The organism is Streptococcus oralis (genome assembly GCF_023110055.1).
Classification (GTDB): domain Bacteria; phylum Bacillota; class Bacilli; order Lactobacillales; family Streptococcaceae; genus Streptococcus; species Streptococcus oralis_BY.
The window spans coordinates 1322574-1346250 of record NZ_JALDVG010000001.1 but is presented as its reverse complement, the minus strand read 5'-3'; the positions used below and the strand labels follow the sequence as shown (position 1 = coordinate 1346250).

39 protein-coding genes are annotated in these 23677 nt (G+C 42.1%); all 39 read left to right on the top strand.

Going from position 1 to position 23677, the window contains the following annotated elements; translation table 11 throughout:
- The first annotated feature begins 4 nt into the window (after window positions 1–4).
- The 39 genes from M1G01_RS06430 to M1G01_RS06240 all read left to right on the top strand — a co-directional run bounded on the left by M1G01_RS06430 (window position 5) and on the right by M1G01_RS06240 (window position 23319).
- Window positions 5–145 carry a hypothetical protein gene (locus tag M1G01_RS06430; RefSeq protein ID WP_000521625.1) on the top strand — a complete coding sequence of 47 codons (141 nt, stop codon included), beginning with the start codon at window positions 5–7 and terminating at the stop codon, window positions 143–145.
- Between the two features lie 43 nt (window positions 146–188).
- Complete coding sequence (locus M1G01_RS06425; RefSeq protein ID WP_247931424.1) at window positions 189–689, top strand: GNAT family N-acetyltransferase; 501 nt, start codon at window positions 189–191, stop codon at window positions 687–689.
- A 9-nt stretch (window positions 690–698) separates the two neighbouring features.
- On the top strand, window positions 699–1205 hold the full coding sequence (locus tag M1G01_RS06420; RefSeq protein WP_000423437.1) for a GNAT family N-acetyltransferase: 507 nt from the start codon (window positions 699–701) through the stop codon (window positions 1203–1205).
- Window positions 1206–1209: 4 nt separating this feature from the next.
- Window positions 1210–1806, top strand: a complete 597-nt coding sequence (nrdG, locus tag M1G01_RS06415; protein ID WP_049484733.1) for an anaerobic ribonucleoside-triphosphate reductase activating protein — start codon at window positions 1210–1212, stop codon at window positions 1804–1806.
- On the top strand, window positions 1803–2429 hold the full coding sequence (locus tag M1G01_RS06410) for a uridine kinase family protein (RefSeq protein ID WP_247931423.1): 627 nt from the start codon (window positions 1803–1805) through the stop codon (window positions 2427–2429). The genes nrdG and M1G01_RS06410 overlap by 4 nt, the downstream gene beginning before the upstream one ends.
- 265 nt (window positions 2430–2694) lie before the next feature.
- Window positions 2695–3003, top strand: a complete 309-nt coding sequence (gene rpsJ / locus M1G01_RS06405; RefSeq protein ID WP_001284513.1) for a 30S ribosomal protein S10 — start codon at window positions 2695–2697, stop codon at window positions 3001–3003.
- Between the two features lie 83 nt (window positions 3004–3086).
- Window positions 3087–3713 (top strand): 50S ribosomal protein L3, encoded by a 627-nt coding sequence (gene rplC, locus M1G01_RS06400; RefSeq protein ID WP_000160197.1) that lies wholly within the window; start codon window positions 3087–3089, stop codon window positions 3711–3713.
- Window positions 3714–3737: 24 nt separating this feature from the next.
- Window positions 3738–4361 (top strand): 50S ribosomal protein L4, encoded by a 624-nt coding sequence (gene rplD, locus M1G01_RS06395; RefSeq protein WP_000024537.1) that lies wholly within the window; start codon window positions 3738–3740, stop codon window positions 4359–4361.
- Window positions 4361–4657, top strand: a complete 297-nt coding sequence (locus M1G01_RS06390; RefSeq protein ID WP_001055347.1) for a 50S ribosomal protein L23 — start codon at window positions 4361–4363, stop codon at window positions 4655–4657. The genes rplD and M1G01_RS06390 overlap by 1 nt, the downstream gene beginning before the upstream one ends.
- Window positions 4658–4674: 17 nt before the next feature.
- Entirely contained in the window at window positions 4675–5508 is an 834-nt protein-coding gene (rplB, locus tag M1G01_RS06385; RefSeq protein ID WP_000512910.1) for a 50S ribosomal protein L2, read from the top strand.
- A gap of 103 nt (window positions 5509–5611) precedes the next feature.
- Window positions 5612–5893, top strand: coding sequence for a 30S ribosomal protein S19 (rpsS, locus tag M1G01_RS06380; protein WP_000533766.1), 282 nt, complete (start codon window positions 5612–5614; stop codon window positions 5891–5893).
- A gap of 11 nt (window positions 5894–5904) precedes the next feature.
- Window positions 5905–6249: a 50S ribosomal protein L22 gene (gene rplV, locus M1G01_RS06375; protein WP_000818137.1), complete on the top strand. Its 345-nt coding sequence runs from the start codon at window positions 5905–5907 to the stop codon at window positions 6247–6249.
- Between the two features lie 12 nt (window positions 6250–6261).
- Entirely contained in the window at window positions 6262–6915 is a 654-nt protein-coding gene (rpsC, locus tag M1G01_RS06370) for a 30S ribosomal protein S3 (protein ID WP_000529936.1), read from the top strand.
- 3 nt (window positions 6916–6918) lie between these two features.
- Window positions 6919–7332 (top strand): 50S ribosomal protein L16, encoded by a 414-nt coding sequence (rplP, locus tag M1G01_RS06365; RefSeq protein WP_000960946.1) that lies wholly within the window; start codon window positions 6919–6921, stop codon window positions 7330–7332.
- Between the two features lie 9 nt (window positions 7333–7341).
- Window positions 7342–7548: a 50S ribosomal protein L29 gene (gene rpmC / locus M1G01_RS06360; RefSeq protein WP_000772918.1), complete on the top strand. Its 207-nt coding sequence runs from the start codon at window positions 7342–7344 to the stop codon at window positions 7546–7548.
- A gap of 24 nt (window positions 7549–7572) precedes the next feature.
- A complete protein-coding gene (rpsQ, locus tag M1G01_RS06355) occupies window positions 7573–7833 on the top strand; it encodes a 30S ribosomal protein S17 (protein WP_000440801.1) in 261 nt (86 codons plus the stop codon).
- Between the two features lie 25 nt (window positions 7834–7858).
- Entirely contained in the window at window positions 7859–8227 is a 369-nt protein-coding gene (rplN, locus tag M1G01_RS06350) for a 50S ribosomal protein L14 (RefSeq protein ID WP_000616545.1), read from the top strand.
- Window positions 8228–8305: 78 nt separating this feature from the next.
- On the top strand, window positions 8306–8611 hold the full coding sequence (gene rplX, locus M1G01_RS06345; RefSeq protein ID WP_000497691.1) for a 50S ribosomal protein L24: 306 nt from the start codon (window positions 8306–8308) through the stop codon (window positions 8609–8611).
- A 23-nt stretch (window positions 8612–8634) separates the two neighbouring features.
- Complete coding sequence (gene rplE, locus M1G01_RS06340) at window positions 8635–9177, top strand: 50S ribosomal protein L5 (protein WP_000013542.1); 543 nt, start codon at window positions 8635–8637, stop codon at window positions 9175–9177.
- A gap of 17 nt (window positions 9178–9194) precedes the next feature.
- Complete coding sequence (locus M1G01_RS06335; RefSeq protein ID WP_001085697.1) at window positions 9195–9380, top strand: type Z 30S ribosomal protein S14; 186 nt, start codon at window positions 9195–9197, stop codon at window positions 9378–9380.
- Window positions 9381–9664: 284 nt separating this feature from the next.
- Window positions 9665–10063: a 30S ribosomal protein S8 gene (rpsH, locus tag M1G01_RS06330; RefSeq protein WP_000245504.1), complete on the top strand. Its 399-nt coding sequence runs from the start codon at window positions 9665–9667 to the stop codon at window positions 10061–10063.
- Between the two features lie 189 nt (window positions 10064–10252).
- Entirely contained in the window at window positions 10253–10789 is a 537-nt protein-coding gene (gene rplF / locus M1G01_RS06325; RefSeq protein WP_000086626.1) for a 50S ribosomal protein L6, read from the top strand.
- A gap of 83 nt (window positions 10790–10872) precedes the next feature.
- Window positions 10873–11229 (top strand): 50S ribosomal protein L18, encoded by a 357-nt coding sequence (gene rplR, locus M1G01_RS06320; RefSeq protein ID WP_000624044.1) that lies wholly within the window; start codon window positions 10873–10875, stop codon window positions 11227–11229.
- A 17-nt stretch (window positions 11230–11246) separates the two neighbouring features.
- Window positions 11247–11741 (top strand): 30S ribosomal protein S5, encoded by a 495-nt coding sequence (rpsE, locus tag M1G01_RS06315; protein ID WP_000874204.1) that lies wholly within the window; start codon window positions 11247–11249, stop codon window positions 11739–11741.
- A gap of 13 nt (window positions 11742–11754) precedes the next feature.
- Window positions 11755–11937 carry a 50S ribosomal protein L30 gene (rpmD, locus tag M1G01_RS06310; RefSeq protein ID WP_000057241.1) on the top strand — a complete coding sequence of 61 codons (183 nt, stop codon included), beginning with the start codon at window positions 11755–11757 and terminating at the stop codon, window positions 11935–11937.
- Between the two features lie 144 nt (window positions 11938–12081).
- Complete coding sequence (gene rplO / locus M1G01_RS06305) at window positions 12082–12522, top strand: 50S ribosomal protein L15 (protein ID WP_000766089.1); 441 nt, start codon at window positions 12082–12084, stop codon at window positions 12520–12522.
- A 12-nt stretch (window positions 12523–12534) separates the two neighbouring features.
- Complete coding sequence (gene secY, locus M1G01_RS06300; protein ID WP_000465385.1) at window positions 12535–13845, top strand: preprotein translocase subunit SecY; 1311 nt, start codon at window positions 12535–12537, stop codon at window positions 13843–13845.
- Between the two features lie 145 nt (window positions 13846–13990).
- Window positions 13991–14629: an adenylate kinase gene (locus M1G01_RS06295; RefSeq protein WP_001050433.1), complete on the top strand. Its 639-nt coding sequence runs from the start codon at window positions 13991–13993 to the stop codon at window positions 14627–14629.
- 116 nt (window positions 14630–14745) lie between these two features.
- Window positions 14746–14964 (top strand): translation initiation factor IF-1, encoded by a 219-nt coding sequence (gene infA / locus M1G01_RS06290; protein ID WP_001029883.1) that lies wholly within the window; start codon window positions 14746–14748, stop codon window positions 14962–14964.
- Window positions 14965–14988: 24 nt separating this feature from the next.
- Complete coding sequence (gene rpmJ, locus M1G01_RS06285) at window positions 14989–15105, top strand: 50S ribosomal protein L36 (protein WP_001808836.1); 117 nt, start codon at window positions 14989–14991, stop codon at window positions 15103–15105.
- A gap of 17 nt (window positions 15106–15122) precedes the next feature.
- Window positions 15123–15488, top strand: coding sequence for a 30S ribosomal protein S13 (gene rpsM / locus M1G01_RS06280; protein ID WP_000090781.1), 366 nt, complete (start codon window positions 15123–15125; stop codon window positions 15486–15488).
- 17 nt (window positions 15489–15505) lie between these two features.
- Window positions 15506–15889 (top strand): 30S ribosomal protein S11, encoded by a 384-nt coding sequence (rpsK, locus tag M1G01_RS06275; RefSeq protein WP_001118385.1) that lies wholly within the window; start codon window positions 15506–15508, stop codon window positions 15887–15889.
- A gap of 42 nt (window positions 15890–15931) precedes the next feature.
- Complete coding sequence (locus tag M1G01_RS06270) at window positions 15932–16867, top strand: DNA-directed RNA polymerase subunit alpha (RefSeq protein WP_000568993.1); 936 nt, start codon at window positions 15932–15934, stop codon at window positions 16865–16867.
- A gap of 11 nt (window positions 16868–16878) precedes the next feature.
- Window positions 16879–17265, top strand: a complete 387-nt coding sequence (gene rplQ / locus M1G01_RS06265) for a 50S ribosomal protein L17 (protein ID WP_000331493.1) — start codon at window positions 16879–16881, stop codon at window positions 17263–17265.
- A 263-nt stretch (window positions 17266–17528) separates the two neighbouring features.
- The gene (locus M1G01_RS06260) at window positions 17529–17795 is read left to right on the top strand and encodes an ACT domain-containing protein (RefSeq protein ID WP_000644111.1); all 267 of its coding nucleotides are present in this window, start codon (window positions 17529–17531) and stop codon (window positions 17793–17795) included.
- Window positions 17796–17804: 9 nt separating this feature from the next.
- The gene (locus M1G01_RS06255) at window positions 17805–19142 is read left to right on the top strand and encodes a PFL family protein (RefSeq protein ID WP_000354895.1); all 1338 of its coding nucleotides are present in this window, start codon (window positions 17805–17807) and stop codon (window positions 19140–19142) included.
- Between the two features lie 236 nt (window positions 19143–19378).
- Window positions 19379–20071 carry a histidine phosphatase family protein gene (locus tag M1G01_RS06250; RefSeq protein WP_000049279.1) on the top strand — a complete coding sequence of 231 codons (693 nt, stop codon included), beginning with the start codon at window positions 19379–19381 and terminating at the stop codon, window positions 20069–20071.
- Between the two features lie 159 nt (window positions 20072–20230).
- Complete coding sequence (leuS, locus tag M1G01_RS06245) at window positions 20231–22732, top strand: leucine--tRNA ligase (RefSeq protein ID WP_247923950.1); 2502 nt, start codon at window positions 20231–20233, stop codon at window positions 22730–22732.
- 173 nt (window positions 22733–22905) lie between these two features.
- Window positions 22906–23319, top strand: coding sequence for a YjdF family protein (locus tag M1G01_RS06240; RefSeq protein ID WP_247931422.1), 414 nt, complete (start codon window positions 22906–22908; stop codon window positions 23317–23319).
- The last annotated feature ends 358 nt before the right edge of the window (window positions 23320–23677 follow it).

Sequence of the window (23677 nt, the reverse complement as noted above, 5' to 3'; positions counted from 1 at the left end):
CGCAATGGGGAAATACCAATTAGACGATAAGGGACGCGCACAAGTGACCCGTTATCACGAGAAACACTCGAAAGGTGGAACAGGTAAAAAAGAACGCTTGCTCAACCTCAGAGAACAGTTTTTAAACAAGAACAAGAAAAAATAAAAGTGAGAGTTGCCTCTCACTTTTCTCTTAATTGGAGGTGAAAATGATACTACGCAGACCAACATTGGCAGATAAAGAAACAGTTTTAGAGATAATGGCAGAGTTTGAACAAGCTCAGTCCCCTCACGACGGTGGATTTTGGGATGCTGAGAATTTTGTTTATGAAGAGTGGCTAGAAGAAAATCTTCAAGCGGAAGCGGGACTCAATATTCCTGAAAACTGGGTTCCTGCTATCCAGCTGGTTAGTTTTGACGTAGCAGGCCAGGCTCTTGGCTTTCTCAACCTTCGTCTCCGATTAAATGACTACTTACTAGAAAATGGGGGCCATATTGGCTACTCCATTCGTCCATCTGAAAGAGGTAAGGGTTATGCGAAAGAATCCCTCCGACAAGGTCTACAAGTTGCTAAGGGAAAGAATATTAAACGAGCTTTAGTGACTTGTAGCACAGAAAATCCAGCAAGCCGAGCTGTTATCTTAGCTAATGGTGGGGAGTTGGAGGATGTTCGAAACGGAACGGAGCGCTACTGGATTGATGTCGATTAAGGAGGAAGCATGGAGCTAAGACGACCAACTTTGGAAGATAAAGAAGCTATATTAGAGATGATTGCGGAGTTCGATGCAGCAAAATCCTATATGCACGGTGGCATGGGCTCCGCTTGGAAGCGAGCAAAGGATTATGAGGATTGTTTAAAGATTGTAGAGCAGCAAGAGGATGCTGCCAACCTGCCAGTAGGCTGGGTTCCTGCAATCAAATTTTTATCCTTTGATGAGACTGGCTTGCCTTTGGGATTTTTAGCCCTGCGCTTGTCCTTGAATGACAAATTATTTGTGGAAGGCGGTCATATTGGCTATTCTATCCGTCCCAGTCAACGAGGCAAAGGATATGGGAAGGAGCAGTTGAGATTAGGACTAGCAGAGGCTCGAAAGCAAGGATTGGAACGAGTGCTGATTACCTGCGATGAAGACAACGAAGCCAGCCGCCGCACGATTCTCTCCGCTGGCGGTGTTTACGAAAATACAATCGATAGAAGTCAGCGCTATTGGATAGACTTGGAGTAGAAGGATGACATGGAATACACCAAAACCAGGTGAATGGAAAAGCGAGGAGCTTAGTAAAGGGCGAATCATTGATTATAAGGCCTTTAACTTTGTCGATGGAGAAGGTGTGCGCAACTCTCTCTATGTATCAGGTTGCATGTTTCACTGCGAGGGGTGCTATAATGTTGCGACTTGGTCTTTCAACGCAGGCATTCCCTATACGGCAGAATTAGAAGAACAAATCATGGAAGATCTTGCCCAGCCTTATGTTCAAGGTTTGACCTTGCTAGGAGGAGAACCATTTCTCAATACAGGTATCCTCTTGCCGCTCGTTAAACGCATCCGAAAGGAATTGCCAGAAAAAGACATCTGGTCCTGGACGGGCTACACTTGGGAAGAAATGATGCTAGAAACTCCAGATAAACTGGAACTCTTGTCGCTGATTGACATCCTTGTCGATGGACGGTATGATAAAAGCAAGCGCAATCTCATGCTCCAGTTTCGAGGGTCTTCTAATCAACGAATTATCGATGTGCAAAAATCCCTCAAAAGCGGGCAAGTGGTGATTTGGGACAAGCTTAATGACGGAAAAGAAAGCTATGAACAGGTGAAGAGAGAATGAAGAAAAAAGACCTGATAGAACAACTGGTTTCAGAGATCGAAACGGGAAGAGTTAGGACGCTAGGGATCTACGGTCATGGGGCTTCAGGTAAATCAACCTTCGCTCAGGAATTACATCAAGCCCTAGATTCTACTACAGTAAATTTACTAGAAACAGATCCCTATATCACCTCAGAACGTCACCTGGTAGTACCAAAGCAAGCGACAGATCAAAAGGTGACAGCTTGTCTCCCAGTGGCGCATGAACTGGCAAGTTTGCAGAGAGATATTCTCGCCTTGCAGGCAGGTTTGGATGTCTTGACAATCGATGAACCGTGGAAGGCTAGCGAGGTCTTGTCTGGAGCTAAACCGATTCTGATTGTCGAAGGGATGTCTGTGGGTTTTCTACCCAAGGAACTCTTTGACAAAACTATCTGTTTCTACACGGATGAAGAAACAGAGTTAAAGAGGCGCTTAGCTCGAGATACGACTATGAGAAATCGGGATGCATCTTTTGTATTGGCTAGCCATCAGATGAGACGGGAGCAGTATCTGCGATACTATAGAGAAACCGAGTCTAAAGCGGACATTTTAGTAGATCAATCAGAAGATACATTCAAGGTCAAAATGACTCGTATTATATAGAAGAAAAGACGGTTTTTTATAGAGATAAATCCTCAATCTTGGAAAAATGAAAAGAGAAAACAGTTTCATCCTAAAAAAACGAAAAAAAGCTCACAAATCCCTTGCAATCGCAGGGGCTTTGTGTTATTCTATTATGGTGCTGTAAATTACAGCCTTAGCTTTGATGCAAGAGGTTGCGACACGCTCGGTTGCATTGCCACGCAACGCGCGTCGGTTTTCTTGTGGAGCTAGCCTATTATCTTAAATAGACGAAAAGGAGAAAAAGATGGCAAACAAAAAAATCCGTATCCGTTTGAAAGCTTACGAACACCGTACGCTTGACACAGCGGCTGCAAAAATCGTAGAATCAGCTACTCGTACAGGTGCACAAGTTGCGGGTCCAATCCCACTTCCAACTGAACGTAGCCTCTACACAATCATTCGTGCGACTCACAAATACAAAGACTCTCGCGAACAATTTGAAATGCGTACACACAAACGTTTGATCGATATCGTTAACCCAACTCAAAAAACAGTTGATGCGTTGATGAAATTGGATCTTCCAAGTGGTGTAAACGTAGAAATCAAACTTTAATCCAAAGTTTGAAACCTTGAGCATGAAAAACGCTCGTTAAAAACTTTTTGAATAAAAAAATATAGAAAAGGAACTATTTTCTCATGACAAAAGGAATCTTAGGGAAAAAAGTGGGAATGACTCAAATCTTCACTGAAGCTGGCGAATTGATCCCTGTAACAGTTATTGAAGCAACTCCAAACGTTGTTCTTCAAGTTAAAACTGTAGAAACAGACGGATATAACGCTATCCAAGTTGGTTTCGATGACAAACGTGAAGTATTGAGCAACAAACCTGCTAAAGGACATGTAGCGAAAGCTAACACGGCTCCTAAGCGCTTCATTCGTGAATTCAAAAACGTTGAAGGCTTGGAAGTTGGTGCTGAAATCACAGTTGAAACATTCGCAGCTGGAGACGTTGTTGACGTAACTGGTACTTCTAAAGGTAAAGGTTTCCAAGGTGTTATCAAACGCCACGGACAATCACGTGGACCAATGGCTCACGGTTCTCGTTACCACCGTCGTCCAGGTTCTATGGGACCTGTTGCACCTAACCGCGTATTCAAAGGTAAAAACCTTGCAGGACGTATGGGTGGCGACCGCGTAACAATTCAAAACCTTGAAGTTGTACAAGTTGTTCCAGAAAAGAACGTTATCCTTATCAAAGGTAACGTACCAGGTGCTAAGAAATCTCTTATCACTATCAAATCAGCAGTTAAAGCTGGTAAATAATAAAGAAAGGGGAAATCAGTCACAATGGCAAACGTAACATTATTTGACCAAACTGGTAAAGAAGCTGGCCAAGTTGTTCTTAACGATGCAGTATTTGGTATTGAACCAAATGAATCAGTTGTGTTTGATGTGATCATCAGCCAACGCGCAAGCCTTCGTCAAGGAACACACGCTGTTAAAAACCGCTCTGCAGTATCAGGTGGTGGACGCAAACCATGGCGTCAAAAAGGAACTGGACGTGCTCGTCAAGGTTCTATCCGCTCACCACAATGGCGTGGTGGTGGTGTTGTCTTCGGACCAACTCCACGTTCATACGGCTACAAACTTCCACAAAAAGTTCGTCGCCTAGCTCTTAAATCAGTTTACTCTGAAAAAGTTGCTGAAAACAAATTCGTAGCTGTAGACGCTCTTTCATTTACAGCTCCAAAAACTGCTGAATTTGCAAAAGTTCTTGCAGCATTGAGCATCGATTCTAAAGTTCTTGTTATCCTTGAAGAAGGAAATGAATTCGCAGCTCTTTCAGCTCGTAACCTTCCAAACGTGAAAGTTGCAACTGCTACAACTGCAAGTGTTCTTGACATCGCAAATAGCGACAAACTTCTTGTCACACAAGCAGCTATCTCTAAAATCGAGGAGGTTCTTGCATAATGAATTTGTATGATGTTATCAAAAAACCTGTTATCACTGAAAGCTCAATGGCTCAACTTGAAGCAGGAAAATATGTATTTGAAGTTGACACTCGTGCACACAAACTTTTGATCAAGCAAGCTGTTGAAGCTGCTTTCGAAGGTGTTAAAGTTGCCAACGTTAACACAATCAACGTAAAACCTAAAGCGAAGCGTGTTGGACGTTACACTGGTTTTACTAACAAAACTAAAAAAGCTATCATCACACTTACAGCTGATTCAAAAGCAATCGAGTTGTTCGCTGCTGAAGCTGAATAATCTAAGGAGGAAATATCGTGGGAATTCGTGTTTATAAACCAACAACAAACGGTCGCCGTAATATGACTTCTTTGGATTTCGCTGAAATCACAACAAGCACTCCTGAAAAATCATTGCTTGTTGCTTTGAAGAGCAAGGCTGGTCGTAACAACAACGGTCGTATCACTGTTCGTCACCAAGGTGGTGGACACAAACGTTTCTACCGTTTGGTTGACTTCAAACGTAACAAAGACAACGTTGAAGCAGTTGTTAAAACTATCGAGTACGATCCAAACCGTTCTGCAAACATCGCTCTTGTACACTACACTGACGGTGTGAAAGCATACATCATCGCTCCAAAAGGTCTTGAAGTTGGTCAACGTATCGTTTCAGGTCCTGAAGCAGATATCAAAGTCGGAAACGCTCTTCCACTTGCTAACATCCCAGTTGGTACTTTGATCCACAACATCGAATTGAAACCAGGTCGTGGTGGAGAATTGGTACGTGCTGCTGGTGCTTCTGCTCAAGTATTGGGTCAAGAAGGTAAATACGTTCTTGTTCGTCTTCAATCTGGCGAAGTTCGTATGATTCTTGGAACTTGTCGTGCTACAGTTGGTGTTGTCGGAAACGAACAACATGGACTTGTAAACCTTGGTAAAGCAGGACGTAGCCGTTGGAAAGGTATCCGCCCAACAGTTCGTGGTTCTGTAATGAACCCTAACGATCACCCACACGGTGGTGGTGAAGGTAAAGCACCAGTTGGTCGTAAAGCGCCATCTACTCCATGGGGCAAACCTGCTCTTGGTCTTAAAACTCGTAACAAGAAAGCGAAATCTGACAAACTTATCGTTCGTCGTCGCAACGAGAAATAATAGTAAACTAGTCGCCTAAGCAACTAGGAAATCCGCCAGCTCGGTAGCGCTCCATGTGAGCGCAAGCCGCTGTGGTACAACATTTAAAGGAGAAAAAATAAAAATGGGACGCAGTCTTAAAAAAGGACCTTTCGTCGATGAGCATTTGATGAAAAAAGTTGAAGCTCAAGCTAACGACGAAAAGAAAAAAGTTATCAAAACTTGGTCACGTCGTTCAACGATCTTCCCAAGTTTCATTGGTTACACTATTGCAGTTTATGACGGACGTAAACACGTACCTGTTTACATACAAGAAGACATGGTAGGTCACAAACTTGGTGAATTTGCACCAACTCGTACTTACAAAGGTCACGCTGCAGACGACAAGAAAACACGTAGAAAATAAGGAGAACATAAATGGCAGAAATTACTTCAGCTAAAGCAATGGCTCGTACAGTACGTGTTTCACCTCGTAAATCACGTCTTGTTCTTGACAACATCCGTGGTAAAAGCGTAGCCGATGCTATTGCAATCTTGACATTCACACCAAACAAAGCTGCTGAAATCATCTTGAAAGTTTTGAACTCAGCTGTAGCTAACGCTGAAAACAACTTTGGTTTGGACAAAGCTAACTTGGTAGTATCTGAAGCATTCGCAAACGAAGGACCAACTATGAAACGTTTCCGTCCACGTGCGAAAGGTTCAGCTTCACCAATCAACAAACGTACAGCTCACATCACTGTGGCTGTTGCAGAAAAATAAGGAGGTAACATCGTGGGTCAAAAAGTACATCCAATTGGTATGCGTGTCGGCATCATCCGTGATTGGGATGCCAAATGGTATGCTGAAAAAGAATACGCGGATTACCTTCATGAAGATCTTGCAATCCGTAAATTCGTTCAAAAAGAACTTGCTGACGCAGCAGTTTCAACTATCGAAATTGAACGCGCAGTAAACAAAGTTAACGTTTCACTTCACACTGCTAAACCAGGTATGGTTATCGGTAAAGGTGGTGCTAACGTTGATGCACTCCGTGCAAAACTTAACAAATTGACTGGAAAACAAGTACACATCAACATCATCGAAATCAAACAACCTGATTTGGATGCTCACCTTGTAGGTGAAGGAATTGCTCGTCAATTGGAGCAACGTGTCGCTTTCCGTCGTGCACAAAAACAAGCAATCCAACGTGCAATGCGTGCTGGAGCTAAAGGAATCAAAACTCAAGTATCAGGTCGTTTGAACGGTGCAGATATCGCCCGTGCTGAAGGATACTCTGAAGGAACTGTTCCACTTCACACACTTCGTGCAGATATCGATTACGCTTGGGAAGAAGCAGATACTACATACGGTAAACTTGGTGTTAAAGTATGGATCTACCGTGGTGAAGTTCTTCCAGCTCGTAAAAACACTAAAGGAGGTAAATAACCAATGTTAGTACCTAAACGTGTTAAACACCGTCGTGAATTCCGTGGAAAAATGCGCGGTGAAGCAAAAGGTGGAAAAGAAGTAGCATTCGGTGAATACGGTCTTCAAGCTACAACTAGCCACTGGATCACTAACCGCCAAATCGAAGCTGCTCGTATTGCCATGACTCGTTACATGAAACGTGGTGGTAAAGTTTGGATTAAAATCTTCCCACACAAATCATACACTGCTAAAGCTATCGGTGTGCGTATGGGATCTGGTAAAGGGGCACCTGAAGGTTGGGTAGCACCAGTTAAACGTGGTAAAGTGATGTTCGAAATCGCTGGTGTATCTGAAGAAATCGCTCGCGAAGCGCTTCGTCTTGCAAGCCACAAATTGCCAGTTAAATGTAAATTCGTAAAACGTGAAGCAGAATAAGGAGAAGGCATGAAACTTAATGAAGTAAAAGAATTTGTTAAAGAACTTCGTGGTCTTTCTCAAGAAGAACTCGCGAAGCGCGAAAACGAATTGAAAAAAGAATTGTTTGAACTTCGTTTCCAAGCTGCTACTGGTCAATTGGAACAAACAGCTCGCTTGAAAGAAGTTAAAAAACAAATCGCTCGTATCAAAACAGTTCAATCTGAAGCGAAATAATAGACTAGGGAAGGAGAAATTTCAATGGAACGCAATAATCGTAAAGTTCTTGTTGGACGTGTTGTATCTGACAAAATGGACAAGACAATCACAGTTGTAGTTGAAACAAAACGTAACCACCCAGTCTATGGTAAACGTATTAACTACTCTAAAAAATACAAAGCACATGATGAAAACAATGTTGCCAAGGAAGGCGATATCGTACGTATCATGGAAACTCGTCCGCTTTCAGCTACAAAACGTTTCCGTCTTGTAGAAGTTGTTGAAGAAGCGGTCATCATCTAATCAAACCTGAAAGGAGAAAACTGAAATGATTCAAACAGAAACTCGTTTGAAAGTCGCAGACAACAGCGGTGCGCGCGAAATCTTGACTATCAAAGTTCTTGGTGGTTCAGGACGTAAATTTGCAAACATCGGTGATGTTATCGTGGCATCTGTAAAACAAGCTACTCCTGGTGGTGCGGTTAAAAAAGGTGACGTTGTAAAAGCTGTTATCGTTCGTACTAAATCAGGTGCTCGTCGTGCTGATGGTTCATACATCAAATTTGACGAAAATGCAGCAGTTATCATCCGTGAAGACAAAACTCCTCGCGGAACACGTATCTTTGGCCCAGTTGCACGTGAATTGCGTGAAGGTGGCTTCATGAAGATCGTGTCACTTGCTCCAGAAGTACTTTAATATAAAAAAAACAAACTAGTCCCCTAGCTTCAAGCTAGGGTGCCCTTATGGGCGTAAGAAAAATCAAGGAGAAACCTAATGTTTGTAAAAAAAGGCGACAAAGTTCGCGTAATCGCTGGTAAAGATAAGGGAACAGAAGCTGTTGTCCTTACTGCCCTTCCAAAAGTAAACAAAGTTATCGTTGAAGGTGTGAACATCGTTAAGAAACACCAACGTCCAACTAACGAGCTTCCTCAAGGTGGTATCATCGAGAAAGAAGCAGCTATCCACGTATCAAACGTTCAAGTATTGGACAAAAATGGTGTAGCTGGTCGTGTTGGTTACAAATTTGTAGACGGTAAAAAAGTTCGCTACAACAAAAAATCAGGCGAAGTGCTTGATTAATCACGAAGGAAAGGAGAAGTATAATGGCAAATCGTTTAAAAGAAAAATATCTTAATGAAGTAGTTCCTGCTTTGACAGAACAATTCAACTACTCATCAGTGATGGCTGTGCCAAAAGTAGATAAGATCGTTTTGAACATGGGTGTTGGTGAAGCTGTATCAAACGCTAAAAGTCTTGAAAAAGCTGCTGAAGAATTGGCACTTATCTCAGGTCAAAAACCACTTATCACTAAAGCTAAAAAATCAATCGCCGGCTTCCGTCTTCGTGAAGGTGTAGCGATCGGTGCAAAAGTTACCCTTCGTGGTGAACGTATGTACGAATTCTTGGACAAATTGGTTTCAGTTTCACTTCCACGTGTGCGTGACTTCCACGGTGTTCCAACAAAATCATTTGATGGACGCGGAAACTACACTCTTGGTGTGAAAGAACAATTGATCTTCCCAGAAATTAACTTTGATGACGTTGACAAAACTCGTGGTCTTGACATCGTCATCGTAACAACTGCTAACACTGACGAAGAGTCACGTGCATTGCTTACAGGCCTTGGAATGCCTTTTGCAAAATAATATAGGAGGTAAATCTAATGGCTAAAAAATCAATGATTGCTAAGAACAAACGTCCAGCGAAGTTCTCTACTCAAGCTTATACTCGTTGTGAAAAATGTGGTCGTCCACATTCAGTTTACCGCAAATTTAAACTTTGCCGTGTTTGCTTCCGTGAATTAGCTTACAAAGGACAAATTCCTGGTGTAACAAAAGCATCTTGGTAATTTAAGATATCAAGGGCGTCAAAACTCCAAGTGAAAATAGGAAACTTGACGAAGAAACTAAAGTTTCTAGGAAAGTTTATCTTTTTCACACAGAGTTTAGCCCGGGTTCAGTTGGGCTTTCCAATTTGAACACGAGCTACAGCTTTGGCAAAAAAGACCAATTTTCTTTGGAGCATCGCTCCTTCATCAAATTGCCTATTTTTGCTCTTGCTGTTACGCTCTTTGTATCATGTATTAACTAGCAAGTGCAACTTGCAAACTACTAGTAAGAGGAGAAAAACAAAATGGTTATGACTGACCCAATCGCAGACTTCCTAACTCGTATTCGTAATGCTAACCAAGCAAAACACGAAGTACTTGAAGTACCTGCATCAAACATCAAAAAAGGGATTGCTGAAATCCTTAAACGCGAAGGTTTTGTTAAGAACGTAGAAATCATCGAAGATGACAAACAAGGCATCATCCGTGTATTCCTTAAGTACGGACCAAACGGTGAAAAAGTTATCACTAACTTGAAACGTGTTTCTAAACCAGGACTTCGTGTCTACAAAAAACGTGAAGATCTTCCAAAAGTTCTTAACGGACTTGGAATTGCTATCCTTTCAACTTCTGAAGGTTTGCTTACTGATAAAGAAGCTCGCCAAAAGAATGTTGGTGGTGAGGTTATCGCTTACGTTTGGTAATATTTAGCTCTCAATTTCTTTGCGACTCGTCGTTATCGTCTCTTGCCTAACCCAAAGTTATGCCGGCGAGACGCTGCCTAGATTCACTTTGGAATTGAAACCTAAATGTTCCTTTAAATCGAGAAATCGATTTAAGCCCCCGTGAAAACTGGCCATTCTGGCCTGACAATTTAACAGGAGAAAATAAACATGTCACGTATTGGTAATAAAGTTATCGTGTTGCCTGCTGGTGTTGAAATCACTAACAATGACAACGTTGTAACTGTAAAAGGACCTAAAGGAGAGCTTACTCGTGAGTTCTCAAAAGATATTGAAATTCGTGTGGAAGGTACTGAAGTAACTCTTCACCGTCCAAACGATTCAAAAGAAATGAAAACAATCCACGGAACTACTCGTGCCCTTTTGAATAACATGGTTGTTGGTGTATCAGAAGGATTCAAGAAAGAACTTGAAATGCGCGGGGTTGGTTACCGTGCACAACTTCAAGGATCTAAACTTGTTTTGGCTGTTGGTAAATCTCATCCAGACGAAGTTGAAGCTCCAGAAGGAATTACTTTTGAACTTCCAAACCCAACAACAATCGTTGTTAGCGGAATTTCAAAAGAAGTAGTTGGTCAAACAGCTGCTTACGTACGTAGCCTTCGTTCACCAGAACCATATAAAGGTAAAGGTATCCGTTACGTTGGTGAATTCGTTCGCCGTAAAGAAGGTAAAACAGGTAAATAATGTTGAGTGGTTGATTTTCAACCACCAACCTATTTTCCAACTTAGTGCATAGCACACGATTTAAAACTAAAGAGGTGAAAACTGTGATTTCTAAACCAGATAAAAACAAACTCCGCCAAAAACGCCACCGTCGCGTTCGCGGAAAACTCTCTGGAACTGCTGATCGCCCACGTTTGAACGTATTCCGTTCTAATACAGGCATCTACGCTCAAGTGATTGATGACGTAGCGGGTGTAACGCTCGCAAGTGCTTCAACTCTTGACAAAGAAGTTTCAAAAGGAACTAAAACTGAACAAGCCGTTGCTGTCGGTAAACTCGTTGCAGAACGTGCAAACGCTAAAGGTATTTCAGAAGTGGTGTTCGACCGCGGTGGATATCTATATCACGGACGTGTGAAAGCTTTGGCTGATGCAGCTCGTGAAAACGGATTGAAATTCTAATAGGAGGACACTAGAAAATGGCATTTAAAGACAATGCAGTTGAATTAGAAGAACGCGTAGTTGCTGTCAACCGTGTTACAAAAGTTGTTAAAGGTGGACGTCGTCTTCGTTTCGCAGCTCTTGTTGTTGTTGGTGACCACAACGGTCGCGTAGGATTTGGTACTGGTAAAGCTCAAGAAGTTCCAGAAGCAATCCGCAAAGCAGTAGAAGATGCTAAGAAAAACTTGATTGAAGTTCCTATGGTTGGAACAACAATCCCACACGAAGTTCTTTCAGAATTCGGCGGAGCTAAAGTATTGTTGAAACCTGCTGTAGAAGGTTCTGGAGTTGCCGCTGGTGGTGCAGTTCGTGCCGTTGTGGAATTGGCAGGTGTGGCAGATATTACATCTAAATCACTTGGTTCTAACACTCCAATCAACATTGTTCGCGCAACTGTTGAAGGTTTGAAACAATTGAAACGCGCTGAAGAAGTTGCTGCCCTTCGTGGTATCTCAGTTTCTGATTTGGCATAAGAAAGGGGATAAAATGGCTCAAATTAAAATTACTTTGACTAAGTCTCCAATCGGACGCATTCCATCACAACGTAAAACTGTTGTAGCACTTGGACTTGGCAAATTGAACAGCTCTGTTATCAAAGAAGACAACGCTGCTATCCGTGGTATGATCACTGCAGTATCTCACTTGGTAACAGTTGAAGAAGTAAACTAATGAATTTTTAGGGGATGTGGCAATACTCATCCCCTAAAACTAGGTATAGTCATCTTAGATGACCATGTATAGGCGAGTTGATAAGGGAGACAACCTTTTCTCTCTTATCGGCGCTAGCATTTTACAAAAGAGGAGAAAATAATAATGAAACTTCATGAATTGAAACCTGCAGAAGGTTCTCGTAAAGTACGTAACCGTGTTGGTCGTGGTACTTCATCAGGTAACGGTAAAACATCTGGTCGCGGTCAAAAAGGTCAAAAAGCTCGTAGCGGTGGTGGAGTTCGCCTTGGTTTTGAAGGTGGACAAACTCCATTGTTCCGTCGTCTTCCAAAACGTGGATTCACTAATATCAACGCTAAAGAATACGCAATTGTAAACCTTGACCAATTGAACGTCTTTGAAGACGGTGCAGAAGTAACTCCAGTTGTACTTATCGAAGCAGGAATTGTGAAAGCTGAAAAATCAGGAGTTAAAATTCTTGGTAATGGTGAGTTGACTAAGAAATTGACTGTGAAAGCAGCTAAATTCTCTAAATCAGCTGAGGAAGCTATCACTGCTAAAGGTGGTTCTGTAGAAGTCATCTAAGAGAGGTGACCCATGTTTTTTAAATTACTAAAAGAAGCGCTCAAGGTTAAACAAGTTCGATCAAAAATTCTCTTTACGATTTTTATCATTCTTGTTTTCCGCATTGGGACAAGTATCACTGTTCCAGGTGTGAATGCAAAAAGTTTAGAAGCTCTCAGTGGTTTATCTTTCTTGAACATGCTTAGTCTTGTTTCAGGGAATGCCATGAAGAACTTCTCCGTTTTTGCACTCGGAGTAAGTCCATATATCACTGCTTCAATCGTTGTTCAATTGCTACAAATGGATATTTTACCGAAGTTTGTAGAATGGGGCAAACAAGGGGAAGTAGGACGGAGAAAACTAAATCAGGCTACTCGTTATATTGCACTTGTGCTTGCATTTGTTCAATCTATCGGGATTACAGCAGGATTTAACACTCTTTCTGGAGCAAAATTATTAACGACAGCGTTAACACCACAAGTCTTTGTTACTATCGGTATTATCCTCACAGCAGGTAGTATGATTGTAACTTGGCTCGGGGAACAAATTACAGATAAGGGATACGGAAATGGTGTTTCTATGATCATCTTTGCAGGTATTGTTGCTTCAATTCCTGAGATGATTAAAGGCATCTATGTTGACTACTTCGTCAATATTCCAAGTAGCCGTTTGACTTCATCTATTATCTTTGTCGTTATTTTGATTATCGCTGTCTTGTTGATTGTTTACTTTACAACCTTTGTTCAACAGGCAGAATATAAAATTCCAATCCAATATACAAAAGTTGCTCAAGGAGCCCCATCAAGCTCATACCTTCCATTGAAGGTAAACCCAGCGGGGGTTATCCCAGTTATCTTTGCAAGTTCCATCACAGCAGCACCTGCAGCCATTCTTCAATTTTTGAGTGCTACAGGTCATGATTGGGCTTGGGTACGTACAGCACAGGAAATGTTATCTACAACATCTCCGACTGGTGTTGCTATGTATGCCTTGCTAATCATTCTCTTTACATTCTTCTATACATTTGTACAGATCAATCCAGAGAAGGCAGCAGAAAACTTGCAAAAGAGTGGAGCCTACATTCATGGTGTCCGTCCTGGTAAGGGTACTGAAGAGTTCATGTCGAAACTTCTTCGTCGCCTTGCGACTGTCGGATCAATCTTCCTTGGTGTGATTTCAATCTTGCCGATTGTGGCAAAAGATGTCTTTGGTCTTTCAGAAGCTGTTGCTTTTGGGGGAACTAGTCTTTTGATCATTATCTCAACCGGTATCGAAGGAATCAAACAACTTGAAGGTTACCTATTGAAACGTAAGTATGTTGGTTTCATGGACAAAACAGAATAAAAGCAAGATTACTTTTGCTTAGAGAGTGGAGTATGAAGGTCTATCTATCAGAGAGATTTTCGTCTCCCCTCTTCTATTTTGTTTTTAAATAGGGGTTGAAAGAGATTTCTGCTTCTATTTAAATACAAAATAAGGAGATCCTATCATGAATCTTTTGATTATGGGCTTACCTGGAGCAGGTAAGGGAACGCAAGCAGCTAAAATTGTGGAGCAATTCCACGTGGCACACATTTCAACTGGCGATATGTTCCGTGCTGCTATGGCAAATCAAACTGAAATGGGTGTACTTGCGAAGTCATATATTGACAAAGGTGAGTTGGTTCCAGATGAAGTCACAAATGGAATTGTTAAAGAACGCCTTTCGCAGGACGACATCAAGGAAACAGGTTTCTTGTTGGATGGTTACCCACGTACGATTGAACAAGCTCATGCCTTGGATAAAACGTTGGCGGAACTCGGTATCGAACTGGAAGGTGTGATCAATATCGAAGTGAATCCAGATTGTCTCTTGGAACGTTTGAGTGGCCGTATCATCCACCGCGAAACAGGTGAAACCTTCCACAAAGTTTTCAATCCACCAGTTGACTATAAAGAGGAAGATTACTACCAACGTGAAGATGACAAACCTGAGACAGTGAAGCGTCGTTTGGATGTCAATATCGCTCAAGGTGAACCAATCATTGCTCACTACCGTGCCAAAGGATTGGTCCACGATATCGAAGGAAATCAAGATATCAATGATGTGTTCAAAGACATCGAAAAAGTATTGACAAATTTGAAATAAAGCGTTTTTCACACTTGCAAAAAATCGCTACAAATGTTATACTGAGATAGTCTGACTTATAATTGTTGTCTCTGTTTTCAGAGGCATCGAATCGAAATTTATGGAGGTGCTTTTGCGTGGCAAAAGACGATGTGATTGAAGTTGAAGGCAAAGTAGTCGATACAATGCCTAACGCAATGTTTACGGTTGAACTTGAAAATGGACATCAGATTTTAGCAACAGTTTCTGGTAAAATTCGTAAAAACTATATTCGTATTTTAGCGGGAGATCGTGTTACTGTCGAGATGAGTCCATATGACTTGACACGTGGACGTATCACTTACCGCTTTAAATAATCGAAAAACTTGGAGGGATAAGAAATGAAAGTAAGACCATCGGTCAAACCAATTTGCGAATACTGTAAAGTAATTCGTCGTAATGGTCGTGTTATGGTAATTTGCCCAGCAAATCCAAAACACAAACAACGTCAAGGATAAGATAGAAAGGAGAAAACATGGCTCGTATTGCTGGAGTTGACATTCCAAATGACAAACGCGTAGTAATCTCATTGACTTACGTTTATGGTATCGGACTTGCAACATCTAAGAAAATTTTGGCTGCTGCTGGAATCTCAGAAGATGTTCGTGTACGTGACCTTACATCAGATCAAGAAGATGCTATCCGTCGTGAAGTGGATGCAATCAAAGTTGAAGGTGACCTTCGTCGTGAAGTAAACTTGAACATCAAACGTTTGATGGAAATCGGTTCATACCGTGGTATTCGTCACCGTCGTGGACTTCCTGTCCGTGGACAAAACACTAAAAACAACGCTCGCACTCGTAAAGGTAAAGCTGTTGCGATTGCTGGTAAGAAAAAATAATATAGGAGGTAAAAGTCTTGGCTAAACCAACACGTAAACGTCGTGTGAAAAAGAATATCGAATCTGGTATTGCTCATATTCACGCTACATTTAATAACACTATTGTTATGATTACTGATGTGCATGGTAATGCAATTGCTTGGTCATCAGCTGGTGCTCTTGGTTTCAAAGGTTCTCGTAAATCTACACCATTCGCTGCTCAAATGGCTTCTGAAGCTGCTGCTAAATCTGCACAAGAACACGGTCTTAAATCAGTTGAAGTTACTGTAAAAGGTCCAGGTTCTGGTCGTGAGTCAGCTATTCGTGCGCTTGCTGCCGCTGGTCTTGAAGTAACAGCAATTCGTGATGTGACTCCAGTGCCACACAATGGTGCTCGTCCTCCAAAACGTCGCCGTGTATAATCATCGCATTACACTGCTTTTCGTTTAAGAGGGAGTAACTAAATGATTGAGTTTGAAAAACCAAATATAACAAAAATTGATGAAAATAAAGATTATGGCAAGTTTGTAATCGAACCACTTGAACGTGGCTACGGTACAACTCTTGGTAACTCTCTTCGTCGTGTACTACTAGCTTCTCTACCAGGAGCAGCAGTGACATCTATCAACATTGAAGGTGTCTTGCATGAGTTCGACACAGTTCCAGGTGTTCGTGAAGACGTGATGCAAATCATTCTGAACATTAAAGGGATTGCAGTGAAATCATACGTTGAAGACGAAAAAATCATTGAACTTGACGTTGAAGGTCCTGCTGAAATTACAGCTGGAGACATTTTGACTGACAGTGATATTGAAATTGTAAATCCAGATCATTATCTCTTTACAATCGGTGAAGGTTCTTCTCTAAAAGCGACAATGACTGTTAACAGTGGTCGTGGATATGTACCTGCTGATGAAAACAAAAAAGATAATGCACCAGTTGGAACACTTGCTGTAGATTCTATTTATACACCAGTTACAAAAGTCAACTATCAAGTAGAGCCTGCTCGTGTAGGTAGCAATGATGGATTTGACAAATTAACCCTTGAAATCTTGACTAATGGAACAATTATTCCAGAAGATGCTTTAGGGCTTTCAGCGCGTATCTTGACAGAACATCTTGATTTGTTTACAAATCTTACTGAGATTGCTAAGTCAACTGAAGTGATGAAAGAAGCTGATACTGAATCTGACGATCGTATTTTGGATCGTACGATTGAGGAACTGGACTTGTCTGTGCGTTCATACAACTGTTTGAAACGTGCCGGTATCAATACTGTGCATGATTTGACAGAAAAATCTGAAGCAGAGATGATGAAGGTACGAAATCTTGGACGCAAGAGTTTGGAAGAAGTGAAACTCAAACTCATTGACTTGGGTCTTGGATTAAAAGATAAATAAAGGAGGAATACATGGCTTACCGTAAACTAGGACGCACTAGCTCACAACGTAAAGCAATGCTTCGCGATTTGACAACTGACCTTTTGATCAACGAATCAATCGTGACAACTGAAGCTCGTGCTAAAGAAATCCGTAAAACTGTTGAAAAAATGATTACTCTAGGTAAACGTGGTGATTTGCATGCACGTCGTCAAGCAGCTGCTTTCGTACGTAATGAAATCGCATCTGAAAACTATGATGAAGCAACTGATAAGTACACTTCTACTACAGCACTTCAAAAATTGTTCTCAGAAATCGCACCTCGTTATGCTGAACGTAACGGTGGATACACTCGTATCCTTAAAACTGAACCACGTCGTGGTGATGCTGCGCCAATGGCGATCATCGAATTAGTATAAAATCATCAATTTTGTTGAGTGTTATGATGATGGAGTCTTGTGCTCTTAGTCTAGCTCTGGTCTACCGCTGGGACTTATGTCCTAGCGGGAACACTCATCATCATTTGATAGGGTAGACGCTTGTTTACGAAATTGTTTTTTTCTTAAGAACAACTTCGTAAGCAGGCGTTTTTTAGTATTATCTATGGAAATATGCTATACTAGGAAAAAAGAAAATCAAAAACGTTCAGGTTTTCTAAAAATCGTAGAAATGGGGTATAAGAATGAAGGCTATTATTACAGTGGTTGGTAAGGACAAGGCTGGGATCGTTGCAGGCGTGTCTACTAAGATTGCAGAGTTGGGTTTGAATATTGACGATATTTCTCAGACGGTGTTGGATGAATACTTTACTATGATGGCGGTCGTTTCTAGTGACGAAAAACAGGATTTCACTTATCTGCGAAATGAGTTTGAAACTTTCGGTCAGACCTTGAATGTCAAAATCAATATTCAAAGTGCGGCGATTTTTGACGCTATGTATAATATCTAGGAGGTTATCATGGATATTAGACAAGTTACAGAAACCATTGCCATGATCGAGGAGCAGAACTTCGATATCAGAACCATCACCATGGGGATTTCCCTTTTGGACTGTATTGATCCAGATATCAATCGTGCTGCTGAAAAGATTTACCAAAAAATCACCACTAAAGCTGCAAATCTAGTGGCTGTAGGAGATGAAATTGCTGCAGAACTTGGGATTCCTATTGTTAATAAACGGGTATCGGTGACTCCGATTTCATTGATTGGTGCTGCGACTGATGCGACAGACTATGTTGTTTTGGCAAAGGCACTTGACAAGGCTGCCAAGGAGATCGGTGTTGATTTTATTGGTGGATTCTCTGCCTTGGTACAAAAGGGTTATCAAAAAGGTGATGAAATTCTCATCAATTCTATCCCGCGCGCTCTAGCTGAGACAGACAAGGTTTGTTCGTCTGTTAACATTGGCTCGACCAAGTCAGGTATCAACATGACTGCGGTCGCTGATATGGGACGTATCATCAAGGAAACAGCTGCGATGTCAGATATGGGTGCGGCCAAGTTGGTCGTATTTGCTAATGCTGTTGAGGACAATCCTTTTATGGCAGGGGCCTTTCATGGTGTTGGCGAAGCAGATGTTATCATCAATGTCGGGGTTTCGGGTCCTGGTGTGGTCAAGCGTGCCTTGGAAAAGGTTCGTGGAGAGAGCTTTGATGTTGTAGCTGAGACGGTCAAGAAAACAGCCTTTAAGATTACTCGTATCGGTCAGCTGGTTGGACAAATGGCGAGTGAACGCCTTGGTGTTGACTTTGGAATTGTCGACCTAAGCTTGGCACCTACTCCTGCAGTTGGTGATTCTGTGGCTCGTGTCCTTGAGGAAATGGGCCTAGAAACAGTTGGTACGCATGGGACAACGGCTGCCCTCGCTCTTTTGAATGACCAAGTTAAGAAGGGCGGAGTGATGGCTTGTAACCAAGTCGGTGGCTTGTCAGGTGCTTTTATCCCCGTTTCTGAAGATGAGGGGATGATTGCTGCGGTGCAAGATGGCTCTCTGAATTTAGAGAAACTAGAGGCCATGACGGCTATCTGTTCAGTTGGACTGGATATGATTGCCATTCCGGAAGATACGCCTGCTGAAACCATTGCAGCTATGATTGCGGATGAGGCGGCAATCGGTGTTATTAACATGAAAACGACAGCTGTTCGTATTATTCCAAAGGGCAAAGAAGGCGATATGATTGAGTTTGGTGGCTTGCTAGGGACAGCTCCAGTGATGAAAGTCAACGGGGCTTCGTCTGTTGATTTCATCTCTCGCGGTGGGCAAATCCCAGCTCCAATCCATAGTTTTAAAAATTAATAAAAAAGCGAGAGGATTTAAGTTGAGTTTAAGGATGACTGTGTATACTATAATCATTAAATAAAGACCTCCTAACTTTATTTAATAGAAATCCTAAACTTTTTCATAATAATCTCCTAGGGAAGCTACCATGAGGGTAGCTTTTCTTTTGGATAATTTACAAATGTTGGCTTTGCTTTTGAAAGCCGAATATTTCTTTGATCCATGATATAATAGAAGAAAATGGAGGATAGAAAATGTCTAAAGTAAGATTGTATTTGGTCCGTCATGGGAAAACGATGTTTAACACCATTGGACGTGCTCAAGGATGGAGTGATACACCTCTGACTGCAGAAGGTGAGTTGGGAATCCATGAACTGGGAATTGGCTTGAGAGAGTCTGGCTTGCAGTTTGACCGCGCTTATTCCAGTGATTCAGGTCGCACTATTCAAACCATGGGAATTATCCTAGAAGAACTTGGACTACAGGGGAAAATCCCTTACCGCATGGACAAGCGCATCAGAGAGTGGTGCTTTGGTAGTTTTGATGGGGCCTATGATGGGGACCTCTTTATGGGATTGATTCCGAGAATTTTCAATGTAGACCATGTTCATCAGTTGTCCTATGCAGAACTAGCAGAAGGTTTGGTAGAGGTTGATACTGCAGGCTGGGCTGAAGGTTGGGAAAAACTCAGTGGTCGAATCAAGGAAGGCTTTGAAGCGATTGCTAAAGAAATGGAAGAACAAGGTGGGGGTAATGCCCTCGTTGTGAGCCATGGAATGACGATTGGTACCATTGTTTATCTGATCAATGGCATGCATCCGCATGGTCTGGATAATGGTAGCGTGACGATTCTTGAATATGAGGACGGTCAGTTTAGCGTAGAAGTTGTTGGTGACCGTAGCTATCGAGAGCTCGGACGTGAGAAGATGGAAGAAATAAAAAATTGATATAAGTTAGCTCCGATTGGGAGCTAATTTTTTTCCTGTTAAATAAGGTGGATTTGCGACTCAGTATTTCTTGTTATCCAAGTCTAAAAGAACATTTCTCGTCTTTCAAATTCCCTCAAAAATGGTATAATAGTAACATCACAAAATTGGAGAGAGACCATGAGTTTTTACAATCATAAAGAAATTGAGCCTAAGTGGCAGGGCTACTGGGCAGAACATCATACATTTAAGACTGGAACAGATGCATCAAAACCGAAGTTTTATGCTCTCGATATGTTCCCTTATCCGTCTGGAGCGGGTCTGCACGTAGGACACCCAGAAGGCTACACTGCAACCGATATCCTCAGCCGTTACAAACGTGCGCAAGGCTACAATGTCCTTCACCCAATGGGATGGGATGCCTTTGGTTTGCCAGCTGAGCAGTACGCTATGGATACGGGGAATGACCCAGCAGAATTTACAGCGGAAAATATTGCCAACTTCAAACGCCAAATCAATGCGCTTGGCTTCTCTTACGACTGGGACCGTGAAGTCAACACCACAGATCCAAACTACTACAAGTGGACGCAGTGGATCTTCACCAAGCTTTACGAAAAAGGCTTGGCTTATGAAGCGGAAGTACCAGTAAACTGGGTTGAAGAATTGGGGACGGCCATTGCCAACGAAGAAGTCCTTCCTGACGGAACTTCTGAGCGTGGAGGCTATCCCGTTGTCCGCAAACCAATGCGGCAATGGATGCTTAAAATCACGGCCTATGCAGAGCGCTTGCTTAATGACTTGGATGAGTTGGATTGGCCAGAGTCTATCAAGGATATGCAACGCAACTGGATTGGCAAATCCACTGGTGCCAATGTAACTTTCAAAGTGAAAGGGACTGACAAGGAATTCACCGTCTTTACTACTCGTCCTGATACTCTTTTCGGTGCGACCTTCACAGTCTTGGCTCCTGAGCATGAACTAGTAGATGCCATCACAAGCTCAGAGCAAGCTGAGGCAGTAGCTGACTACAAACACCAAGCTAGTCTCAAGTCTGACTTGGCTCGTACCGATCTTGCCAAGGAAAAAACAGGAGTTTGGACGGGCGCTTATGCCATCAACCCTGTCAATGGCAAAGAAATTCCAATCTGGATTGCCGACTATGTTCTTGCGAGCTATGGAACAGGTGCTGTTATGGCTGTTCCTGCCCATGACCAACGTGACTGGGAATTTGCCAAACAGTTTGGTCTTCCAATCGTAGAAGTGCTTGAAGGTGGTAACGTTGAAGAAGCTGCCTATACTGAAGATGGTCTTCATGTCAATTCAGACTTCCTAGATGGCCTTAACAAAGAAGACGCTATTGCTAAGATTGTGGCTTGGTTGGAAGAGAAAGGTTGCGGTCAAGAGAAGGTTACCTACCGTCTCCGCGACTGGCTCTTTAGCCGTCAACGTTACTGGGGTGAGCCAATCCCAATCATTCATTGGGAAGATGGAACTTCAACGGCTGTTCCTGAGAATGAATTGCCACTTGTCTTGCCAGTAACCAAGGACATCCGCCCTTCAGGTACAGGGGAAAGCCCATTGGCTAACTTGACCGACTGGTTGGAAGTGACGCGTGAAGATGGTGTCAAAGGTCGTCGTGAAACCAACACCATGCCACAATGGGCTGGTTCAAGCTGGTACTACCTCCGCTATATTGACCCACACAATACTGAGAAATTGGCTGACGAGGATCTCCTCAAACAATGGTTGCCAGTAGATATCTACGTGGGTGGTGCAGAGCACGCTGTACTTCACTTGCTTTACGCTCGTTTTTGGCACAAATTCCTCTATGACCTCGGTGTTGTTCCAACTAAGGAACCATTCCAAAAACTCTTTAACCAAGGAATGATTTTGGGAACAAGCTACCGTGACCACCGTGGAGCTCTTGTAGCGACTGACAAGGTTGAAAAACGTGACGGTTCTTTCTTCCATGTGGAAACAGGAGAAGAACTGGAGCAAGCACCAGCCAAGATGTCTAAATCGCTCAAGAACGTTGTCAATCCAGACGACGTAGTGGACCAATACGGTGCTGATACCCTACGTGTCTATGAAATGTTCATGGGACCGCTTGACGCTTCGATTGCTTGGTCAGAAGAAGGTTTGGAAGGAAGCCGTAAATTCCTTGACCGTGTTTACCGTTTGATCACAAGTAAAGAAATCGTTGCGGAAAACAATGGCGCTCTTGACAAGGTCTACAATGAAACAGTCAAATCTGTCACTGAGCAAATCGAATCCATGAAATTCAACACAGCCATTGCCCAACTCATGGTCTTTGTCAACGCTGCTAACAAGGAAGACAAACTCTATGTGGACTTCGCCAAAGGCTTTATCCAATTGATTGCCCCATTTGCACCTCACTTGGCAGAAGAACTCTGGCAAACAGTTGCTGCAACAGGTGAGTCCATCTCTTACGTGGCTTGGCCAACTTGGGACGAAAGCAAATTGGTTGAAGATGAAATCGAAATCGTCGTTCAAATCAAAGGTAAAGTCCGTGCCAAACTCATGGTCGCTAAAGACCTTTCACGCGAAGAATTGCAAGAAGTGGCTCTGGCTGACGAAAAGGTCAAAGCGGAGATTGATGGTAAGGAAATCGTGAAGGTGATTGCGGTACCTAACAAACTCGTTAATATCGTTGTGAAATAAGATAGGAATCCTTCAGAGTAGAATCTGGAGGATTTTTAAATTGGATTATGCTATAATAGTCCCAACTAAGATAAAAACACAGTTCTGGTTGGTAGTCCAGACGTAGGTAAGCCTATCAGTAACCTTCCTCCTTGGTTGTCCATTCTTAGGGATAGATTTAAGGAGGTGCTGTCGTGGAAATCGTTTCAATTGGCTTGACAGTTTATTTTGAAGATGGATTTTGGCATGGATTGTTTGAACAAGAGTATGAGGAAACTTATCAAGTTTGTCGTGTGACATTTGGTCAGGAACCAAAAGAGGATGAAATTTTGAGACTTTTACAGACTCAGTTTGCTCGGTTATCTTTTAGTCCAGAGGCGACAGTTAAACAGCATGTGAAGATTAAGAATCCGAAGCGTCTGCAGCGAGCTGTAAAGAAACAGGTGAAGCAGAAAGTTTCTTCTAAGTCACAAGAGCTTTTACAGTTGCAGTACGAGGAACGAAAAAAGCATTCAAAACAACAGTCCAGTCTCCAAAAGCAATTGCTCAAGCAAGAGAAATTTGAACGCAAACAGCAAAAACGTAGAGAGAAGCACAAGGGGCACTAGTGGCTTTCTCTTTCATAAAATAGAACAGCTCTTCTTGGATAACAAGAGCTGTTTTTGCTTGTATTGAAGATTTCTTTCCTAATAGATATACTTATCGTCAAAAGTTTTACTAATGGCAGTTTCAAATTCAGGACCATATTTGCTTGCTTCAAATTCAATCATATCCCATTCAGCATTTTCATTTTACTAGAAGGGAGTGTGTGCCATGATTTCTGATTCATTTTTTATTGTTTGGTTTAGCGAGAACAATACTATTGACTCCTGGATTTTTCTGCCGGATGCTATAAAATGCCTCTTTTATAGCGCAGGTTTAAAAATATAATGTATGGATGTAAGTGATTTTAAACTTCCTCTAGTG

Bases quoted from the DNA above. Each gene is read 5' to 3' on its own strand.
- M1G01_RS06430 (WP_000521625.1), top strand. From the start codon at position 5: ATGGGGAAATACCAATTAGACGATAAGGGACGCGCACAAGTGACCCGT.
- M1G01_RS06425 (WP_247931424.1), top strand. From the start codon at position 189: ATGATACTACGCAGACCAACATTGGCAGATAAAGAAACAGTTTTAGAG.
- M1G01_RS06420 (WP_000423437.1), top strand. From the start codon at position 699: ATGGAGCTAAGACGACCAACTTTGGAAGATAAAGAAGCTATATTAGAG.
- nrdG (WP_049484733.1), top strand. From the start codon at position 1,210: ATGACATGGAATACACCAAAACCAGGTGAATGGAAAAGCGAGGAGCTT.
- M1G01_RS06410 (WP_247931423.1), top strand. From the start codon at position 1,803: ATGAAGAAAAAAGACCTGATAGAACAACTGGTTTCAGAGATCGAAACG.
- rpsJ (WP_001284513.1), top strand. From the start codon at position 2,695: ATGGCAAACAAAAAAATCCGTATCCGTTTGAAAGCTTACGAACACCGT.
- rplC (WP_000160197.1), top strand. From the start codon at position 3,087: ATGACAAAAGGAATCTTAGGGAAAAAAGTGGGAATGACTCAAATCTTC.
- rplD (WP_000024537.1), top strand. From the start codon at position 3,738: ATGGCAAACGTAACATTATTTGACCAAACTGGTAAAGAAGCTGGCCAA.
- M1G01_RS06390 (WP_001055347.1), top strand. From the start codon at position 4,361: ATGAATTTGTATGATGTTATCAAAAAACCTGTTATCACTGAAAGCTCA.
- rpsS (WP_000533766.1), top strand. From the start codon at position 5,612: ATGGGACGCAGTCTTAAAAAAGGACCTTTCGTCGATGAGCATTTGATG.
- rplV (WP_000818137.1), top strand. From the start codon at position 5,905: ATGGCAGAAATTACTTCAGCTAAAGCAATGGCTCGTACAGTACGTGTT.
- rplP (WP_000960946.1), top strand. From the start codon at position 6,919: ATGTTAGTACCTAAACGTGTTAAACACCGTCGTGAATTCCGTGGAAAA.
- rpmC (WP_000772918.1), top strand. From the start codon at position 7,342: ATGAAACTTAATGAAGTAAAAGAATTTGTTAAAGAACTTCGTGGTCTT.
- rpsQ (WP_000440801.1), top strand. From the start codon at position 7,573: ATGGAACGCAATAATCGTAAAGTTCTTGTTGGACGTGTTGTATCTGAC.
- rplN (WP_000616545.1), top strand. From the start codon at position 7,859: ATGATTCAAACAGAAACTCGTTTGAAAGTCGCAGACAACAGCGGTGCG.
- rplX (WP_000497691.1), top strand. From the start codon at position 8,306: ATGTTTGTAAAAAAAGGCGACAAAGTTCGCGTAATCGCTGGTAAAGAT.
- rplE (WP_000013542.1), top strand. From the start codon at position 8,635: ATGGCAAATCGTTTAAAAGAAAAATATCTTAATGAAGTAGTTCCTGCT.
- M1G01_RS06335 (WP_001085697.1), top strand. From the start codon at position 9,195: ATGGCTAAAAAATCAATGATTGCTAAGAACAAACGTCCAGCGAAGTTC.
- rpsH (WP_000245504.1), top strand. From the start codon at position 9,665: ATGGTTATGACTGACCCAATCGCAGACTTCCTAACTCGTATTCGTAAT.
- rplF (WP_000086626.1), top strand. From the start codon at position 10,253: ATGTCACGTATTGGTAATAAAGTTATCGTGTTGCCTGCTGGTGTTGAA.
- rpsE (WP_000874204.1), top strand. From the start codon at position 11,247: ATGGCATTTAAAGACAATGCAGTTGAATTAGAAGAACGCGTAGTTGCT.
- rpmD (WP_000057241.1), top strand. From the start codon at position 11,755: ATGGCTCAAATTAAAATTACTTTGACTAAGTCTCCAATCGGACGCATT.
- rplO (WP_000766089.1), top strand. From the start codon at position 12,082: ATGAAACTTCATGAATTGAAACCTGCAGAAGGTTCTCGTAAAGTACGT.
- secY (WP_000465385.1), top strand. From the start codon at position 12,535: ATGTTTTTTAAATTACTAAAAGAAGCGCTCAAGGTTAAACAAGTTCGA.
- M1G01_RS06295 (WP_001050433.1), top strand. From the start codon at position 13,991: ATGAATCTTTTGATTATGGGCTTACCTGGAGCAGGTAAGGGAACGCAA.
- rpmJ (WP_001808836.1), top strand. From the start codon at position 14,989: ATGAAAGTAAGACCATCGGTCAAACCAATTTGCGAATACTGTAAAGTA.
- rpsM (WP_000090781.1), top strand. From the start codon at position 15,123: ATGGCTCGTATTGCTGGAGTTGACATTCCAAATGACAAACGCGTAGTA.
- M1G01_RS06270 (WP_000568993.1), top strand. From the start codon at position 15,932: ATGATTGAGTTTGAAAAACCAAATATAACAAAAATTGATGAAAATAAA.
- rplQ (WP_000331493.1), top strand. From the start codon at position 16,879: ATGGCTTACCGTAAACTAGGACGCACTAGCTCACAACGTAAAGCAATG.
- M1G01_RS06260 (WP_000644111.1), top strand. From the start codon at position 17,529: ATGAAGGCTATTATTACAGTGGTTGGTAAGGACAAGGCTGGGATCGTT.
- M1G01_RS06255 (WP_000354895.1), top strand. From the start codon at position 17,805: ATGGATATTAGACAAGTTACAGAAACCATTGCCATGATCGAGGAGCAG.
- M1G01_RS06250 (WP_000049279.1), top strand. From the start codon at position 19,379: ATGTCTAAAGTAAGATTGTATTTGGTCCGTCATGGGAAAACGATGTTT.
- leuS (WP_247923950.1), top strand. From the start codon at position 20,231: ATGAGTTTTTACAATCATAAAGAAATTGAGCCTAAGTGGCAGGGCTAC.